This is a genomic window from Streptomyces sp. NPDC126497, from assembly GCF_040302425.1.
Lineage (GTDB): Bacteria > Actinomycetota > Actinomycetes > Streptomycetales > Streptomycetaceae > Streptomyces.
This window is the reverse complement of sequence record NZ_JBEORT010000011.1, coordinates 88,953-106,796: the sequence shown is the minus strand read 5'-3', so window position 1 is coordinate 106,796 and position 17,844 is coordinate 88,953. Positions and strand designations below refer to the sequence as shown.

Sequence of the window (17,844 nt, the reverse complement as noted above, 5' to 3'; positions counted from 1 at the left end):
GGAGAGCCCGCAACCATCTTCTGGGGCGGCAGAGAAGCGATCAATGGGGCGAACGGAATCCGGCCACAGCAGGTCATACAACGGGTGGCATGGTTGACGTCAGCACGGACAACAAGTCGCGCTTCTTGACGGTGACACGAGTGAGGAATGGTGGGGCACACGAGCAGCTCTCTACCATCCAGGCCGTCCGAACACCCCCGCGCCGGCGGGGAAGATGATCAAAAGCGACTCCGAGAACAACCCTGCATCGCCTTCCCGTCCACACGGGATGTTCCCGCAAGGTGAGCGGCTACGCATCAGGCAGCCGGGGAGCCAGAGTCCTTGAGGGTGTCGAGGAAGGCCGTCCAGGCGGTGGCGGGGAAGCGGAGGACGGGGCCGTGCGGGGACTTGCTGTCGCGGACGGGGACAACGGCGGGGAGGCCGGCGGCGACCTCGACGCAGTTTCCATCGCCCCCTTCGCTGTAGCTCGACTTGCGCCAGGTGATGGCGGTGAGACCGAGATTGCAGCTCATGACGGGTACTCCTCGATGACACGCTCGATGAACGCCACCGATTCTGACGGCGACAGCGCCAAGTCTCTTACCTGATCGTAGGCCAGGCGGTACTTCTGAAGGTCCCCGGCCTCGTCCAACAACTCACCCGACGCGTTGCCTTCCAAGTAGACGACCCCACCTCCGTCCGCCTGCCAGAGCAGGGAGAGGGAGCCGTAACCCTTCAGGGCATGGAACCCTGCCGCCAGCGGCAGCACTTGGAGAGTGATGGAGGGCTGCTCGGCGGAGAAGCGGAGATGGGCCAACTGGTCCGCCCAGACCTTCTGATCAGTGACCGGGCAGCGCAACACCGACTCGTCGAGAATCACGCGGATGTTCGGTGGCGGCTTGCGGTGCAGCAGGTCCTGTCGGCCGACGCGAGCGGCAACCTGCTCCTCCAGGTCTTCCTCATCGCGTCCCGGCCACAGGGAGAGAACAGCTCTGGCGTATGCCTCCGTCTGAAGCAGACCGGGGATCGTCAGCATGTACTTGTGCATGATGGTGGCGGTGGCCTCGTACCGCATGAACATCTTGTAGCCGTCCTTGAACACCTCCATCCGCGCCAGCTTCCACAGGCGTACCAGCAGGTCCCCGGTCTCGTAGTACGTGTCCAGGTCCTCCATCACCGGACGCTTGGAGATGCGCTCGGCGGCTTCCAGGCGGTAGAGGTAGCTCTTGTCGTAGTTGGTGTCGTCGGCGAGCTGGCTCAGGGACTTGCCCGCCTTCTCGCGGAGGTAGCGCAGGGTGCTGCCGAGCGCGCCCCGCGCGGAGTCCTCGTTGCCGTCCCGGTGCTCCGGGCGTACGTCCATCGGCCTTCCCCCTCTGTCTCGTGCCGCCTCCGCTGCCGGGTGGGGCGGCAACGCGTCGGACCTGGTCGCACCGTCCGCTCAGCGTGACGCTTTGAGTGCACCACGTGACGGGTGATCGGAGCAGGCACATGACGGACAAGGGACTCGAAGCGGTGATGGACGGGATTCAGCGGGCGGAGGCCGTGCGGGAGGAGCTGGGGGCGGCGCTGGCCGGTGTCGGGGTCACGCTGCCCTCGCTGGCGCTGGACGTTCCCATGGTCGCGGCGTGCCACGCGGAGCCGCTCGTCGACCTCGGGCGCTGCAACCTCCCGACCGCCCGCAAGCTCGCGGCGGTACTGCGGGCCGCCGGAACGGCGCGGTGAGCGGGGAGGCGCGGCCGCTCACGGCTGAGGAGCGGCTGTTGATGCTGCGGGTGCTGACATGCCTGAAGGACAGTCCTGAGCAGCAGGAACCGGCCGGCGAGGCGCCACCGTCGTCCGCGCGGGCCTTGAGGACGCGGGTTCGGGAGCTCAACCGCTGGAGCAGTCACCGGGGCGGTCTGCGGTGACCGGGCGGTCGTCGGACTCGGACGTGGACCGGCCGGCACCGCCGCGCGGCACGGACGGGATCCCGCGCGGGGCGCTGGTGGAGGATCTGGATTCGGGGCGGGTCGGGGTGCTCCAGGACGTCATCGCGTACGTGTCTCCCCGGTGAGGGGACCAGCGTCCGCGTCCGATCGCGTTCGTACGTCCCGTCGGCGGGGGACGGGAGTGGACCGCCTCCCCGGAGCGGTTGCGTCCGGCGGACGGCGTGGACCGTCGCCCCGGTCGGCCGGGGTGACGGTCCGCGCGCCTCAGTGGTTGCGGGGGAAGCCCAGGTCGACGCCGGTGGGGGCGTCGGCCGGGTCGGGCCAGCGGGTGGTGACGACCTTGCCGCGGGTGTAGAAGTGCGTGCCGTCGTTGCCGTAGATGTGGTGGTCGCCGAAGAGGGAGTCCTTCCAGCCGCCGAAGGAGTGGTAGCCGACGGGGACCGGGATCGGGACGTTCACGCCGACCATGCCGGCCTCGACCTCCAGCTGGAAGCGGCGGGCGGCGCCGCCGTCCCGGGTGAAGATCGCGGTGCCGTTGCCGAAGGGGGAGGCGTTGACGATGTCGAGGGCCTCCTCGTAGGTGTCCGTGCGCAGGACGCACAGGACGGGGCCGAAGATCTCGTCCTGGTAGGCCTTCGCCGTGGTCGGCACCTTGTCGAGCAGGGAGATGCCGATCCAGTGGCCGTTCTCGTGGCCGTCGACGGTGTAGCCGGTGCCGTCCAGGACGACCTCGGCGCCCTCGTCCGCCGCGCCGGCCACGTAGGAGGCGACCTTGTCGCGGTGGGCCTTGGTGATCAGCGGGCCCATCTCGGAGGCGGGGTCGTCGCCGGGGCCGATCCTGATCTTCTCGGCGCGCTCGCGGATCTTCTCCACCAGGGTGTCGCCGATCGCGCCGACGGCGACGACCGCGGAGATCGCCATGCAGCGCTCGCCGGCGGAGCCGTAGGCGGCGGAGACGGCCGCGTCGGCCGCCGCGTCGAGGTCGGCGTCGGGGAGGACCAGCATGTGGTTCTTGGCGCCGCCGAGGGCCTGGACGCGCTTGCCGTTCGCGGAGGCGGTGGTGTGGATGTAGCGGGCGATCGGGGTGGAGCCGACGAAGGAGACCGCCTTGACGTCGGGGTGGGCGAGGAGGCGGTCGACGGCCACCTTGTCGCCGTGCACGACGTTGAACACGCCGTCGGGGAGACCGGCCTCGGAGAGCAGCTCGGCGAGGCGGATCGAGGCGGACGGGTCCTTCTCGGACGGCTTCAGGACGAACGTGTTGCCGCAGGCGATGGCGAGGGGGAACATCCACATCGGCACCATCGCCGGGAAGTTGAACGGCGTGATGCCGGCGACGACGCCCAGCGGCTGGCGGAGGGACGACACGTCGACGCGGCTGGCGACCTGGGTGGACAGCTCGCCCTTGAGCTGCACGGGGATGCCGCAGGCCAGGTCGACGATCTCCAGGCCGCGGGCCACCTCGCCGAGCGCGTCGGAGTGCACCTTGCCGTGCTCGGCGGTGATCAGTTCGGCGATCTCGTCGCGGTGGGCGTCGAGCAGCGCGCGGAACCTGAAGAGGATCGAGGTGCGGGTGGCCAGGGAGGATCGGCCCCAGCTCAGGTACGCCTCCTTGGCGGCGGCGACCGCGGCGTCGACCTCCTCGACGGAGGCGAACGCGACCTTCGTGGTGACCTCGCCGGTCGCCGGGTTCGTCACCGGGCCGTAGGTGCCCGAGGCGCCTTCGGCGGTCCTGCCGCCGATCCAGTGGTTGACGGTCTTCGTCATGCCCGAGAACTCCTTCACAGATGGCGGCGACGGGTGGAGACGTGCCGTTCGTGCAGCTCGTGCGCCCCGGCCGCGGGCGGACGCGCCGCGGCCCCGGTCACGGATCCATCCCACCAGGACCGGACGCCCGGTCGGGCCCGACACAGTGTCGGCCGTTCGGGTCCCCGAGTGGACACATGCGACGTCGGCGGAACCTCCGGCGCGGGGCCGCGGCGGGCGGGGAGTCGTCGCTCGCACTTCGCTCCTGCCAAAGCGAGGCGGCCTCCCGCGCCGGAGGCGTTCGGCGGGGCGCCGGTGACGGCGCCCCGGGGGACGTACGGCTCGGTCATGGGACGGCCCCGGCGGTGAGCGCCGCGTCGCTCCCGCCGGGGGCGGGAGTGCCCAGGACGGGGGCGCCCCGGCGGTCGTCGGCGCCGAAGTCGCGCGGGGCCTCGCGGAGGCGGGTGCCGAAGGGGTCGTCGCCGGTGCGGGTGATCACGGCGGTGCGGCGGCCGGGGCGGGCGGCGGCGACCGCGGGGCCGGCCGCCGGGCCACCGGGGAGCGTGCCGGGGGACGTGACCCGCGGCAGCGGCGCACCCGTCCGGAGCGGGTGGAGGTCCACCCCGGTCCGACCCCCGGTGATCACGTCGTACGCCATCGCGTCTCCTCCGTGCGGCTCCACGCCCGTGTGGCCCTCCCTGGTTCTAGCCCCGTCCGTGAAGCCCTGTCAATGTTTTGTCCGGACATTCGGACGAAATTCGTCGGCACGTCACCCGGACCCGCTTCCCTGGGGGGAAGTCAACGCGCCCCGCCGGTGTTCCGGCGTGCGCCTGTGTGGCGTTCCTGTCACAAACACTGCCGTGCCGTCACGGGCGTCACACCTGCGCGGGCCTTCCGTCACACCCGGCGCACAGCCCCTGCCCCGCCGCCGACGGGCCTCGTTCACCGGGCACGACGTACTGCCCGATCACCAGCGCGCGCCCGGCCCCCCGGACGGCCGCCCCCGGCCGTCACCGCGGTGCGCGCGGGGAGGTGCCACCATGACCGACCGATCGCTGTGGTCCTACAAGGACATCGCGGCCCACATCAAGGTGCAGCCGGACACCGTCCGCTCCTATCGCAAGCACGGCCTGCTGCCCCCGCCCGACCAGGTGGAGGCGGGCAAGCCCTACTGGTACGCCGACACCATCCGCGCCTGGGTCGCCGCCCGCCCGGGCAACCGGGGCCGCAGGCGGGACTGACCCCCGTCCGGCCCGGGCGGGATTTCCGGCCCCGGTCGGCTCCGGGGCGCGACGACGGTCACACCCGCCCCCGCCGCCGGTCCGACGCGCCCCGTTCCGGCCGCCACGCTTTGATTCATACCCCCTAGGGGTATAACCTGGCGTCGTGGCCACGGCCGCACCGACCCCCTCCACCTCGACGAGGAGCAACGACATGACCTCCCAGACCGACACCCAGGGTTCCGTCACCACCGTCTACCAGGTGAGCGGGATGAGCTGCGGGCACTGCGAGGGCGCCGTCTCCGGCGAGATCTCCCGGCTCCCCGGGGTCAGCTCGGTGAAGGCGGTCGCCTCCTCCGGCGAGGTGACCGTGGTCTCCGCGGCCCCGCTCGACGAGGAGGCCGTCCGCGCCGCCGTCGACGAGGCCGGCTTCGAGCTGGCCGGCCGGGCCTGACCCGGGGTTCCCGCTTCCGCACGGCGTGAACCGGGCCGCAGCGGCCGCCCGTTCCCCGCGGTCCGCCACCGCGGCGGCCCGGCACGCCACCGTCCCCGGAGCCCCGGGTCCGCCCGGGGCCCCGGGCGTTCCTGGAGTACGGACATGACCAGCACCACCGCCACCGAGGCGCCGGCCGCCGGGCAGCCGGCCCGCTCCGAGGTCGAGCTGCTCATCGGCGGGATGACCTGCGCCTCCTGCGCGGCCCGCGTCGAGAAGAAGCTCAACCGCATGGACGGCGTCACCGCCACGGTCAACTACGCGACGGAGAAGGCCCGGATCAGCTACCCGCCGGGCGTCGAGGTCGCCGACCTGATCGGCACGGTGGTGCGGACCGGCTACACCGCCGAGGAACCCGCACCCCCGCAGGACGAGGACGACGCGGCGCCCGCCGCGGAGGAGACCGACCCCGAGACGGCCGCGCTGCGCCGGCGCCTCACCGCCTCCGCGCTCCTCGCCCTCCCCGTCGTCCTCCTGGCGATGGTCCCGCCCCTGCAGTTCGACAACTGGCAGTGGCTCTCGCTCACCCTCGCCGCGCCCGTCGTGGTCTGGGGCGCCGCCCCCTTCCACCGGGCCGCCTGGACCAACCTCCGGCACGGCGCGGCCACCATGGACACCCTGGTCTCCGTGGGCACGCTCGCCGCGTTCGGCTGGTCGCTGTGGGCGCTGTTCCTCGGCGACGCGGGCATGCCCGGCATGCGGCACCCCTTCGAGTTCGCCGTCGCCCGCACCGACGGCGCCTCCACGATCTACCTCGAGGTCGCCGCGGGCGTCACCGTCTTCATCCTGCTCGGCCGCTACCTCGAGGCCCGCTCCAAGCGCCGCGCGGGAGCGGCCCTGCGGGCGCTGATGGAGCTGGGCGCCAAGGACGTCGCCGTGGTGCGCGACGGGCGGGAGGTGCGGATCCCGGCGGAGCGGCTGGCCGTGGGCGACCGGTTCGTCGTGCGGCCCGGGGAGAAGATCGCCACCGACGGCACGGTCGTCGAGGGCTTCTCCGCCGTGGACGCGTCCATGCTGACCGGCGAGTCCGTCCCGGTGGACGTCACCGTCGGCGACACCGTCACCGGCGCCACGGTCAACGCGGGCGGACGGCTCGTCGTCGAGGCGACCCGGATCGGCGCCGACACGCAGCTCGCGCGGATGGCGAAGCTGGTGGAGGAGGCGCAGAACGGCAAGGCCCGGGTGCAGCGCCTCGCCGACCGGATCTCCGGGATCTTCGTCCCGGTGGTGCTGCTGATCGCGGTGGCCACCTTCGGGATGTGGCTCGGCGCCACGGGCGACACCGTCGCCGCGTTCACCGCCGCCGTCGCCGTACTGATCATCGCCTGCCCCTGCGCCCTCGGACTGGCCACCCCGACCGCCCTGCTGGTCGGCACCGGGCGGGGCGCCCAGCTCGGCATCCTCATCAAGGGCCCCGAGGTCCTGGAGTCCACCCGTCGCGTCGACACCGTCGTGCTGGACAAGACCGGCACCGTCACCACCGGGCGGATGACCCTCCAGGAGGTCCACGTCGCCGAGGGCACCGACGAGCGGCTGCTGCTGCGGCTCGCGGGCGCCCTGGAGCACGCCTCCGAGCACCCCGTCGCACGGGCGATCGCGGCGGGCGCGGAGGAGCGCGCCGGTGCGCTGCCGCGCACCGAGAGCTTCGAGAGCGTCCCCGGCCGGGGCGTGCGCGGGCGCGTGGAGGGCCACGAGGTGGCCGTGGGGCGGTTCACCGAGCTGTCCGGGGAGCTGCCCGCGGAGCTGGCGCGGGCCAAGGACGAGGCCGAACGGGACGGGCGCACGGCCGTCGTGGTCGGCTGGGACGGTGCGGCACGCGGTGTCCTGACGGTCGCCGACGCCGTGAAGGAGACCAGCGCCGAGGCGGTGCGCGAGCTGCGCGCGCTCGGGCTCACGCCGGTGCTGCTGACCGGTGACAACCGGACCGTCGCCGAGGCGGTGGCGCGGACCGTGGGCATCGACCGGGTGATCGCCGAGGTGCTGCCCGAGGACAAGGCGGACGTCGTGCGGCGGCTGCAGGCCGAGGGGCGCAGCGTCGCCATGGTCGGCGACGGCGTCAACGACGCGGCCGCGCTGGCCGTCGCCGATCTGGGTCTCGCCCTGGGCACCGGCACGGACGCGGCGATCGAGGCGGGCGACCTGACCCTGGTCCGCGGCGACCTGCGGGTGGCCGCGGACGCGATACGGCTCTCCCGCAGGACACTCGGCACGATCAAGGGCAACCTGGTGTGGGCCTTCGGCTACAACGTGGCCGCGCTGCCCCTGGCCGCGGCCGGACTGCTGAACCCGATGATCGCCGGCGCGGCGATGGCGTTCTCCTCGGTCTTCGTGGTGACCAACAGCCTGCGCCTGCGGGCGTTTCATTGAGGTCTCGAGTTGGGGTGTACCCCTGTCGTCCGGTACGACCCTCACATAAGCTCTTCACACGGCTCGCGCATCTTCCTTACGCTTGGGCCCCGTGAGTGGTGTGCGGGCTCCTGCGCACCTTGGGGGGATGGGCGAGAGACGCGGATCACAGTGATCTGAACGTAACCATCGAAGGGGTTCGAAGGTCTAAGTTGGCGATGTCGGGCAGCGTCTTGGGGGGCGCTTCCTGGCATCTGGGGATGTCTTGGGGGACTTTCCCAGAGATTGCGTTGCCGGGGCACGTACCCAGTGGGGAGCTTTGAGCGGCCCTCCCGAATGTGCGCTGTCCCGGCAGACCGCACACCGACGAGTACGGCGGGTTCAGGTCCGCCCGTGCTCACTCAGCGATTCAGGCGCTGTCCTCACAGACGCCCGGCCGGATCCCGTGGGGGGAATCCGCACCGGGACATGGGAAGGCGCCCTGGCTCGTCGGCCCGTGGGGGGACCGGCGGCCGGGGCGCCTTTTCCCTTTCCGTGTTCTCGTCGCTCCCGTTCCCCGTCCGCGTTCCCGCGGCCCGTGCGGGACGGGCTCCTCGGAGTCCGCGCGGGACGGGCTCCTCGCGGTCCGCACAGGACGGGCCCCGTGCACGACCGGCGTCGTGTACGGGGCCCGGTGCGTTCGCGGCTCGAAGCGGCGGTCAGCGCTCCTCGACCGGGACGAAGTCGCGCTCGACGACGCCCGTGTAGATCTGGCGCGGGCGGCCGATGCGGGAACCCGGCTCCTTGATCATCTCGTGCCACTGGGCGATCCAGCCCGGGAGGCGGCCGAGGGCGAACAGGACCGTGAACATCTCGGTCGGGAAGCCCATGGCCCGGTAGATCAGACCGGTGTAGAAGTCGACGTTCGGGTAGAGGCTGCGCGAGACGAAGTAGTCGTCGGAGAGCGCGTGCTCCTCCAGCTTCAGCGCGATGTCCAGCAGCTCGTCGGACTTGCCGAGGGCGGACAGCACATCGTGCGCGGCGGCCTTGATGATCTTGGCGCGCGGGTCGAAGTTCTTGTAGACCCGGTGGCCGAAGCCCATCAGGCGGACGCCGTCCTCCTTGTTCTTCACCTTGCGGATGAAGGAGTCGACGTCACCGCCGGCGTCGCGGATGCCCTCCAGCATCTCCAGCACCGACTGGTTGGCGCCGCCGTGCAGCGGGCCCCACAGCGCGTTGATGCCGGCGGAGATCGAGGCGAACATGTTCGCCTGCGAGGAGCCGACCAGGCGGACCGTGGAGGTCGAGCAGTTCTGCTCGTGGTCCGCGTGCAGGATCAGCAGCTTGTCCAGGGCGGCGACGACCGTCGGGTCGAGCTCGTACTCCTGGGCCGGGACCGAGAACGTCATGCGCAGGAAGTTCTCGACGTAGCCGAGGTCGTTGCGCGGGTAGACGAACGGGTGGCCGACCGACTTCTTGTACGCGTAGGCCGCGATCGTCGGGAGCTTGGCGAGCAGGCGGATGGTGGAGAGGTTGCGCTGCTGCTCGTCGAACGGGTTGTGGCTGTCCTGGTAGAACGTCGACAGCGCGGAGACCACCGACGACAGCATGGCCATCGGGTGGGCGTCGCGCGGGAAGCCCTTGTAGAAGTTCTTGACGTCCTCGTGCAGCAGGGTGTGCTGCGTGATCTCGCCCTTGAACGCGGAGAGCTCGTCGACGGTCGGCAGCTCGCCGTTGATCAGCAGGTAGGCGACCTCCAGGAAGGTGGAGCGCTCGGCCAGCTGCTCGATCGGGTAGCCGCGGTACCGGAGGATGCCGGCCTCGCCGTCGAGATAGGTGATCGCGGATTTATAGGCTGCGGTGTTGCCGTAGCCGCTGTCCAGCGTCACCAGACCGGTCTGGGCGCGGAGCTTCCCGATGTCGAAGCCCTTGTCGCCGACGGTGCTGTCGATCACCGGGTAGGTGTACTCGCTGCCGTCGTACCGCAGTACTACAGAGTTGTCGCTCACGTCTTCCCTCACCGACGTTGTGCCTCATCTTCGAGGTGCCCTGACTGTCTCTACCATCCCCCACTCGGCTCAGGAGAGTGCACTCGGGGTCGACCATCGGGCCTATTGGCGGCACTCAGTGCCGCCAACTTGCCCATCCTGCCCCTTGTGTTCACGATCCGGAAGGCCTCTGTGACCTTTGTGACTCATTTGATCGATCATTTTTTGGTGACGGACCGCTCACCGGGGCGCTCCGGGGGTGTGAGGGGCGGGGCCGGTCAGTCCCCGGGGAGGCGGGAGCCGGCCAGGCGGAAGTCCAGCGCCGTGCACCGGCGGCCCGCCGAGACCGTGCGCACCGCCTGTCCGATCGCCTTGCGGGAGCCGACGAGGACGACCAGCCGCTTGGCCCGGGTCACCGCCGTGTACAGCAGGTTGCGCTGGAGCATCATCCAGGCGCCCGTGGTCACCGGGATGACGACCGCCGGGTACTCGCTGCCCTGGGAACGGTGGATGGTCACGGCGTAGGCGTGCGCCAGCTCGTCCAGCTCGTCGAAGTCGTAACCCACCTCCTCGTCCTCGTCGGTCAGCACCGTCAGGCGCTGGTCGACCGGGTCGAGGGCGGTGACCACGCCCACGGTGCCGTTGAAGACCCCGTTCTCCCCCTTCTCGTAATTGTTGCGGATCTGGGTGACTTTGTCGCCGACGCGGAAGACCCGGCCGCCGAACCGCTTCTCGGCGAGGTCGGGGCGGCCGGGGGTGATGGCCTGCTGGAGCAGCCCGTTGAGCGTGCCCGCGCCGGCCGGGCCCCGGTGCATGGGGGCGAGGACCTGCACGTCCCGGCGGGGGTCGAGGCCGAACTTCGCCGGGATGCGCCGGGCCGCGACGTCGACGGTGAGCCGGCCGGCCTCCTCGGTGTCGTCCTCGACGAAGAGGAAGAAGTCCTTCATGCCGTCGGTGACGGGGTGCTGCCCGGCGTTGATCCGGTGCGCGTTGGTCACCACGCCGGACTGCTGGGCCTGGCGGAACACGCGGGTGAGCCGGACGGCGGGGACGGGGCTGTCGGCGGCGAGGAGGTCCCGGAGCACCTCGCCGGCGCCGACGCTGGGCAACTGGTCGACGTCGCCGACGAAGAGCAGGTGGGCGCCCGGGGGCACCGCCTTGACCAGCTTGTTCGCGAGGAGGAGGTCCAGCATGGACGCCTCGTCGACCACCACCAGGTCGGCGTCGAGCGGGCGGTCCCGGTCGTAGGCCGCGTCGCCGCCGGGCTTGAGCTCGAGGAGGCGGTGGACGGTGGAGGCCTCGGCGCCGGTCAGCTCGGCGAGCCGCTTGGCGGCGCGGCCGGTCGGGGCGGCGAGGACGACCTTGGCCTTCTTGGCGCGGGCCAGCTCCACGATGGAGCGGACGGTGAAGGACTTGCCGCAGCCGGGTCCGCCGGTGAGGACGGCCACCTTCTCGGTCAGCGCCAGCTTGACGGCGGCCTCCTGCTCGGGGGCGAGGTCGGTGCCGGTACGGCCCTTCAGCCAGCCGAGCGCCTTGTCCCAGGTCACGTCCCGGAAGGCCGGCATCCGGTCCTCGTCGGTGCGCAGCAGCCGCTGCAGCTGGGCGGAGAGGGCCAGCTCGGCGCGGTGGAAGGGGACCAGGTAGACGGCGGTGACGGGGTCGCCGCCCTGCGGGTCGGGGACCTTCTCGCGCACCACACCGGGGTCCTCCCCCTCTTCGGGCTCGGCGGCGAGCTCGGCCAGGCACTCGATGACGAGGCCGGTGTCCACCTGGAGCAGCTTCACCGCGTCGGCGATCAGCTTCTCCTCGGGGAGGTAGCAGTGCCCCTGGTCGGTGGCCTGCGACAGGGCGTACTGCAGTCCGGCCTTCACCCGGTCCGGGCTGTCGTGCGGGATGCCGACGGACTGGGCGATCTTGTCGGCGGTGAGGAAGCCGATGCCCCAGACGTCGGCGGCCAGGCGGTACGGCTGGTTCTTCACCACGGAGATCGAGGCGTCGCCGTACTTCTTGTAGATGCGCACGGCGATGGAGGTGGAGACCTCGACGGTCTGGAGGAAGAGCATGACCTCCTTGATCGCCTTCTGCTCCTCCCAGGCGTCGGCGATCTTCTTGGTCCGCTTGGGCCCGAGGCCGGGGACCTCGATGAGGCGTTTCGGCTCCTCCTCGATGACCGTGAGGGTGTCGACGCCGAAGTGCTGCGTGATCCGGTCGGCGAAGACCGGTCCGATGCCCTTGACCAGTCCGGAGCCGAGGTAGCGGCGGATGCCCTGCACCGTGGCGGGCAGCACGGTCGTGTAGTTCTCGACGTGGAACTGCTTGCCGTACTGGGGGTGCGACCCCCAGCGTCCCTCCATCCGCAGGGACTCCCCCACCTGGGCACCGAGCAGCGCGCCGACGACGGTGAGCAGATCGCCGGCGCCCCTGCCGGTGTCGACGCGGGCGACGGTGTAGCCGTTCTCCTCGTTGGCGTACGTGATGCGCTCCAGGACGCCTTCGAGGGTGGCGAGCCGGCGTTCACCGGGGGCGGCGGCTGCGGACTGGTTGGGCATGGGTCCGACGGTACCCGTGGGGTGTGACAGGGCGGCCGGAGAGTCGCCCCCTCAGCACTCTGGGCCCATGGACTACGCCAGGATGCGCGCCATCGCCGCGGAGCTCGGGGCCTACTCGGAACAGCTCGAGGGGTCTTCGGCGACTCGGTGCCGTTCGGGCCGTGGACGGTGGAGACGTCGGAGTTCCGCAGGTACGGCAGGGACGGCTCTAGCAACCCGGTTTGACGCCGCTGTTCGTGGACGAGTCGGCGTCGACCGAGTAGCCGGCCCCGGTGGTGAGGTCGGGGCGGTCTCCGTGGCCGTCCTCCGCGAGGCCCTCGGCGGTGAGGAAGACGACCCGCAGGGTCATGTCCTCCTTGACGAAGCACAGGTCGCCGGACGGGGCTCCGGGATCCGGATCCCATCCGTCCCGTACCGCTGCCCTCCGGTAGTGGGCGGCGACCTCGGCCTCCGTGCCGGGGAAGGCGTAGGTCCGGCCGGCGTACACCGAGACGTCACCGCTGTCCGCCCAGCAGCCCGCGTCGACCTCCTCGAAGCCCCGGGCGACGGTGGCCCCGGCGGGCCGGGAGTCGAGGATGCCGAGCGCGGCCATCTCCTTCACCCGGCCGTCGGTCCCCTCGCAGTCCATGGCGAGCTCCCGCAGCGCGCAGCCGGTGAGCGTTCCGGCCGCGAGCACGGTCGACAGGAGCAGGAGCACGGGGCGGGCGGTACCTGTCCGTAGAGGCAAAGCGGGCTCCGGGATGCGGATGGGGCGGAAGGGGGGCCGCCGGGCAGGGCGGCTGTCGGTAAGACTGCGGAACGGTGTGGCCCGGTTCCACGGGATCGCTCCGAGCAGCGGTGACAACGGAGTTGCCGTCCTGTCGGTCCCCGCCGGTCCGGGTTCCTTCAGCACCTCGAGGAGGTGGGCGAAGGCGGGAGCGGGGCGGTCCGGCGTTCGCCGTACGCGCGGTCCGACCCGGTCGCACGGGTATGGGATCCGGCCACCACGGCGGGACGTTCCCCGGGCACACGGGGTCCGGGTAGGAGTCCGGCACGCCGGTCCAGGTGACCAGGAACCATGTGCAGCACACGGTGGACAGGAACCCCGCGGCCAGGGCCGCGCGCCGGTGGCGTCCGCCGAGGACGCCGTACAGGACGCCGAGCGGGATCGCCGTGGCGGTCCGGATCAGCGGGGCGAGGACGAGCAGGGGCAGGGAGTTCGCCGCCGCGCCGCGCCGATGTCGCACGCCGCCCGCACCCGCCCGATGACGACGGTGGAGACGAGCGAGGTGAGCCTCCGAGGAGGACACCGAACGGGAAGGCCCCGGCCCGGTCCGTCGAAGGGCTCGCCCGCCCTGCTTCCGCCATCGATCGGCCTCCGTCGTCGTAGGGGCGGAGGCCACCAACGACGGGGATGCGTCTTGAGGGCTTCGAGGAAGGGGGCGAAGGCATCGGCGGGGAAGGCGAGGGGGATCGGGCGGGGGCCCTGGAGTCGCGGACGGCGGCATGGGCGGGAGAGGCCGCGATCCCCACGCAGTTGTTGCCGTCGCCGCCGCCGGAGCAGGACGACTTGCGCCAGTTGTCAGGGGTGGACACGGGAGCCTCGCAGTTGCCTGGCCAGTCCCTGGGTGAGGTCACGCGACCGAACGGAGTCGAGCGACGCGTCCTCCACTCTGCGGAAAACCGTTCGAAGGACGCCGAGTTGGGCCTCGGAGTCAATGAATCCGGTGCCGTACGGTGCGTCGGCGGTCTGACGGGCGGTCGGGCCGCGCGCGAGCCCGTCACGTACGGGCGTCGCCGCCCCGCACGTACGCCCCCGCGCGCGCCGCCGCCGCCGCGGCCTCGGCGGCCCGGTCCGCGGCCGCTTCGTCGAGGGGGGCGCCGGTGGTCAGCAGGCGGTAGTAGAGGGGGGCGGAGACGGCGCGGATCACCTCGTGGGCGTCGGTGCCCTCGGGGACCTCTCCCCGGTCGACGGCCTGCTGGACGCAGGGCGCCCACTCCCCCACGCGGACGTCGTAGAAGCGGTGCAGGGCCTCGGCCGTCCTCGCCTCGCCGGTGGCGGCGGCGATCACCGCCTTGAACAGCGCCCCCTGCCGCGGGTCGGCCAGGGTGCGCTGCACCAGCCGGGCGTTGGCACGGAGGTCGCCGAGCAGCGAGCCGGTCTCGGTGCGCGGCAATGACTGCTCGGCCATGTCCAGCAGCAGATCGGCGACCAGACCGGTCACCGTCCCCCAGCGGCGGTAGACGGTGGTCCTGCCCACCTCGGCCCGGCGCGCGACGTCGGCGAGGTCCAGGTGGGCGAAGCCGTGCTCCGCCAGGGCGTCCCCGGCCGCCCGCAGCACCGACGCCCGCACCCGCGCCGTGCGCCCACCGGGTCGGACGGTTCCGGGATCCGCTCCCTCAAAACCCATAACGGGACTCCAGTTCCATTACTCGTCCACTCCTGCTACGTTGGGGCCCACACTAACGGAACCACAGACCCGTTAGCCATGTCGTGCGACGAGAGGAACGGTCATGGAGTACAGGCGGCTGGGCGCGTCCGGCCTCGAGGTCCCCGCGCTGAGCTTCGGCGCCGGCACCTTCGGCGGCCGGGGGCCGTTGTTCGGCGCCTGGGGCACCACGGACGCCCGGGAGGCGCGACGTCTCGTGGACATCTGCCTCGACGCCGGGATCACGATGTTCGACACCGCCGACGTCTACTCCGGCGGGGCCTCCGAGGAGGTGCTGGGCGAAGCGATCAAGGGCCGCAGGGACCGGGTGATCGTGTCCACCAAGACCGGTCTGCCGATGGGTGACGGCCCGGGCGAGGCGGGCACCTCCCGTTCGCGCCTGATCGCCGCGTGCGAGGACGCCCTGCGCCGGCTCGGCACCGACCACATCGACCTGTTCCAGCTGCACGCCTACGACGCCGGGACGCCGGTCGAGGAAGTCCTGTCCGCGCTCGACGACCTCGTACGGGCGGGGAAGGTCCGCTACCTCGGCATCTCCAACTTCTCCGGCTGGCAGGCGATGAAGTCCCTCGCGAGCGCGGAGAGGCACGGCCGTACGCGCTATGTCGCGCACCAGGTCTACTACTCGCTCGTCGGCCGCGACTACGAATGGGAGCTGATGCCCCTCGGACTCGACCAGGGCCTCGGGGCCCTCGTCTGGAGCCCGCTCGGCTGGGGACGGCTCACCGGCAAGGTCCGCCGCGGCCGGCCGCTCCCGGCCGGCAGCCGACTGCACCGGACCGCGGACTACGGCCCGCCGGTCGAGGACGAACACCTCTACCGCGTGGTCGACGCCCTCGACGAGGTCGCGCGGGAGACCGGCAGGAGCATCCCGCAGATCGCCCTCAACTGGCTGCTGCGGCGGCCGACCGTCTCCTCCGTCATCATCGGCGCCCGCGACGAGCACCAGCTCCGCCAGAACCTCGGCGCCGTCGGCTGGACGCTCACGCCCGACCAGACGGCGAGGCTCGACGCGGCGAGCGCCAGGACCGCGCCCTACCCGTACTTCCCCTACCAGCGCCAGGAAGGCTTCGCCCGCCTCAACCCGCCCGTCGTCGCGCCTCCGCCCGCCGCGTGAGGGCCGGCGCTGTCGGTGGTGCCCCATAGGGTCGACGTACCTGATCAGCGAAGGAGCGCCGACCGTGAAGTCCCCGGCCGAACTGGACGCCGTCCAGTGGCAGACACTGACCCACGCCTACGGCCCGGCCGTGGACGTGCCCGACCTGATCAGGGCGCTCCACCAGGGTGATGACACGGCCGTCGACGATGCCGTTCACGAGCTGTACGGGAACATCCACCACCAGGGCACGGTGTATTCGGCCTCGGCGCCCGCCGTCCCCTTCCTCGCGCACGCCGCCCGGCACCTTCCCCGCAGGCGCACCGAGCTGCTGATGCTGCTGGCGACGCTCGCCGACCACACCCCCGCGGACACCGAGTCACCGCACTGGCCGCGCAGTCCGGTCGCCGAGGTCTGCACGGAGCTGTGCCGGGTGCTTCCGGAGCTGCTGCCCTGCCTGACGGACGTCGAACGGCCGGTGCGCCGGGCGGCGCTCCGCGTGGTGGCGAGCGTGGCGGACCTGCTCCCCGCCGAGCTGCGGGCCCGCGTCGAGGAGCGGGTCGGCGAGCTGTACACCGGTGATCCGGTCCCGGCGGTACGGGCCGACGCAATGGTCGTCCTGCACCGGAGCGGGCGGGAACCGCTGCCCTTCGACAGCGCGTGGTCCGAGGTCAGGCTGGCGGCGGCCACGCTCGCCGCCGAGCGGTCCGGCCCGCCGTACCCGGCGGAGCTGGTGACGATCCTCGCCGAGGACGGGGCCGAGCCCGATCCCGGGGAGGACGACTTCCCCTGGCCGGGCGCCGACACCCCGCAATCCCACCTCACCGCGCTGCTGGCGGACGACCCGGACGCCGCTCTCACCGTGGCGGCCCACTGGATCGACGCGGGCGACCTGGGCTCACGCGGATCGTGGCTGGCCCGGGAGATCACGGAGGTCTGGCGCGACCGGGAACCGGAGGTGCTGGACCTCCTGCTCGCCGCCCTGCCCCACCAGCGGGACACCCGCTCACTCGTCCACACGCTGGACGTCATCGGTCGCTGGGTCGGCCGTCTGCCCGAGCCCGGCGACGAACTCCGGGACACCCTGTACGACTACGCCCGTACGGACGGGGAGGCCGCACGGCCGGCCCTCCTCGCCCTGGTCCGGTCGCGTGACCCGCGCGCCCTGGAAGTGCTCCCGCGCCGCCCCGACACCGAGGCGGTCCGAGCCGCGGCGACGGCCTTCCCGGAGGCGGGCGACGAGCTCACAGCTGTGATCCGCGAAACCTTGTCGGCGGGCGCCACCGGGAACGCGGCCGACGCCTTGATCGCAGCGCTGGAACCGCTCGGCGCTCCCGCCCGGCGGGCCCGTCCCGAACTGGTGGAATGTCTCCGGACCCGCCGGGCGGCCGTCGCCGCCGCCCGGCAGCTCGGCCTGAACGGTGCCCTGACCGGGGAGGTCTCTTCCGCCCTGCGGGAGGCCGGGCAGAGCGGCGACGCCTCACTGCGGACCGCTGCGGCCGTCGCCCACTACCGGTTGACCGGTGACCCCGTCCCGGCACTTCGCGCCTTCGAGGAGCTGCTCTCGGCGGCACAGGTCCCGACACACTGGCATCTGAGCCACCTCCGGCCCCTCGGCAGTGCCGCCGCCCCCCTGCTCCCCCTCGTCGAGCCGATGCTGACCACGCGCTACGAGTGGACGCGGGCGACCGCCGCCGAGGCGCACCACTGGATCACCGGCTCCCCGGACCGCGCCGTCCCCGTCCTCGCGGAACTGGCCGGTCCCAGTCCGGTCGGTCTTCACGCCCTCAAGGCCCTCGCCGCCATCGGCCGGACACCCGAGGAGCTGCGCCCGGTCCTCCGGGCCTGCGCCTTCTCCCCGCGCCGCCTGCTCGGCGCCACCCCCTTCTCCGAGGACCACGAGGACGAGGAACTCCGCGCGGCTGCCTGGAGTTTGCTCGCCCTCGCCTGAGAACCGGGGGCATTTCGGCCTGCGGCGTCCGCGTTCCGCCCATCCGGGTGCGCACGGTGCATTCGCCCGCCGGATGCTCACCCTTGTCCCGTGGGGCGAGGGGGCGCGAGCCCGGGGGAAGCCCTGTCCCACCGGATGAC

Annotated in this window: 14 protein-coding genes and 2 pseudogenes; 6 read left to right on the top strand and 10 right to left on the bottom strand. The window is 72.1% G+C overall.

Features of this window, described 5'->3' with window-relative positions; all coding sequences use genetic code 11:
- Positions 1–296 precede the first annotated feature (296 nt).
- Both ABTY20_RS08845 and ABTY20_RS08840 read right to left on the bottom strand, forming a co-directional pair.
- Positions 297–512: a DUF397 domain-containing protein gene (locus ABTY20_RS08845; protein WP_351996268.1), complete on the bottom strand. Its 216-nt coding sequence runs from the start codon at positions 510–512 to the stop codon at positions 297–299.
- Positions 509–1,339 (bottom strand): helix-turn-helix domain-containing protein, encoded by an 831-nt coding sequence (locus ABTY20_RS08840; RefSeq protein WP_351996267.1) that lies wholly within the window; start codon positions 1,337–1,339, stop codon positions 509–511. Before ABTY20_RS08840 ends, ABTY20_RS08845 begins: the two co-directional genes overlap by 4 nt.
- Before the next feature lie 128 nt (positions 1,340–1,467).
- Between ABTY20_RS08840 and ABTY20_RS08835 the strand changes: the two genes are divergently transcribed.
- Positions 1,468–1,701, top strand: a complete 234-nt coding sequence (locus ABTY20_RS08835; protein ID WP_351996266.1) for a hypothetical protein — start codon at positions 1,468–1,470, stop codon at positions 1,699–1,701.
- Between the two features lie 470 nt (positions 1,702–2,171).
- Here the strand turns inward: ABTY20_RS08835 and mmsA are convergent, their stop codons facing one another.
- The 3 genes and pseudogenes from mmsA to ABTY20_RS08820 form a co-directional block, all read right to left on the bottom strand.
- Positions 2,172–3,674, bottom strand: coding sequence for a CoA-acylating methylmalonate-semialdehyde dehydrogenase (gene mmsA / locus ABTY20_RS08830; RefSeq protein WP_351996265.1), 1,503 nt, complete (start codon positions 3,672–3,674; stop codon positions 2,172–2,174).
- Positions 3,675–3,862: 188 nt separating this feature from the next.
- Positions 3,863–3,991 (bottom strand): annotated as a pseudogene (locus ABTY20_RS08825) (5-deoxy-glucuronate isomerase); the annotation flags it as partial.
- 50 nt (positions 3,992–4,041) lie between these two features.
- Positions 4,042–4,311, bottom strand: a pseudogene (locus ABTY20_RS08820) (PfkB family carbohydrate kinase); the annotation flags it as partial.
- A gap of 382 nt (positions 4,312–4,693) precedes the next feature.
- On the opposite strand from ABTY20_RS08820, the gene ABTY20_RS08815 reads away from it, so the two are divergent.
- The 3 genes from ABTY20_RS08815 to ABTY20_RS08805 all read left to right on the top strand — a co-directional run bounded on the left by ABTY20_RS08815 (position 4,694) and on the right by ABTY20_RS08805 (position 7,733).
- On the top strand, positions 4,694–4,894 hold the full coding sequence (locus ABTY20_RS08815; RefSeq protein WP_351996264.1) for a helix-turn-helix transcriptional regulator: 201 nt from the start codon (positions 4,694–4,696) through the stop codon (positions 4,892–4,894).
- A 193-nt stretch (positions 4,895–5,087) separates the two neighbouring features.
- The gene (locus ABTY20_RS08810; protein ID WP_351996263.1) at positions 5,088–5,327 is read left to right on the top strand and encodes a heavy-metal-associated domain-containing protein; all 240 of its coding nucleotides are present in this window, start codon (positions 5,088–5,090) and stop codon (positions 5,325–5,327) included.
- Between the two features lie 144 nt (positions 5,328–5,471).
- Positions 5,472–7,733, top strand: a complete 2,262-nt coding sequence (locus tag ABTY20_RS08805; protein ID WP_351996262.1) for a heavy metal translocating P-type ATPase — start codon at positions 5,472–5,474, stop codon at positions 7,731–7,733.
- A 677-nt stretch (positions 7,734–8,410) separates the two neighbouring features.
- Here ABTY20_RS08805 and ABTY20_RS08800 read toward each other — a convergent pair.
- The 5 genes from ABTY20_RS08800 to ABTY20_RS08780 form a co-directional block, all read right to left on the bottom strand.
- A complete protein-coding gene (locus ABTY20_RS08800) occupies positions 8,411–9,700 on the bottom strand; it encodes a citrate synthase (protein ID WP_351996261.1) in 1,290 nt (429 codons plus the stop codon).
- 257 nt (positions 9,701–9,957) lie between these two features.
- Positions 9,958–12,228 carry an SF1B family DNA helicase RecD2 gene (gene recD2 / locus ABTY20_RS08795; protein WP_351996260.1) on the bottom strand — a complete coding sequence of 757 codons (2,271 nt, stop codon included), beginning with the start codon at positions 12,226–12,228 and terminating at the stop codon, positions 9,958–9,960.
- 208 nt (positions 12,229–12,436) lie between these two features.
- Positions 12,437–12,925, bottom strand: coding sequence for a hypothetical protein (locus tag ABTY20_RS08790; RefSeq protein WP_351996259.1), 489 nt, complete (start codon positions 12,923–12,925; stop codon positions 12,437–12,439).
- Positions 12,926–13,113: 188 nt separating this feature from the next.
- Positions 13,114–13,740 (bottom strand): hypothetical protein, encoded by a 627-nt coding sequence (locus ABTY20_RS08785; RefSeq protein WP_351996258.1) that lies wholly within the window; start codon positions 13,738–13,740, stop codon positions 13,114–13,116.
- 248 nt (positions 13,741–13,988) lie between these two features.
- A complete protein-coding gene (locus tag ABTY20_RS08780) occupies positions 13,989–14,618 on the bottom strand; it encodes a TetR/AcrR family transcriptional regulator (protein ID WP_351996257.1) in 630 nt (209 codons plus the stop codon).
- 103 nt (positions 14,619–14,721) lie between these two features.
- Between ABTY20_RS08780 and ABTY20_RS08775 the strand changes: the two genes are divergently transcribed.
- Positions 14,722–15,774, top strand: a complete 1,053-nt coding sequence (locus ABTY20_RS08775; protein ID WP_351996256.1) for an aldo/keto reductase — start codon at positions 14,722–14,724, stop codon at positions 15,772–15,774.
- Positions 15,775–15,838: 64 nt separating this feature from the next.
- Entirely contained in the window at positions 15,839–17,704 is a 1,866-nt protein-coding gene (locus tag ABTY20_RS08770; protein ID WP_351996255.1) for a hypothetical protein, read from the top strand.
- Positions 17,705–17,844 lie beyond the last annotated feature (140 nt).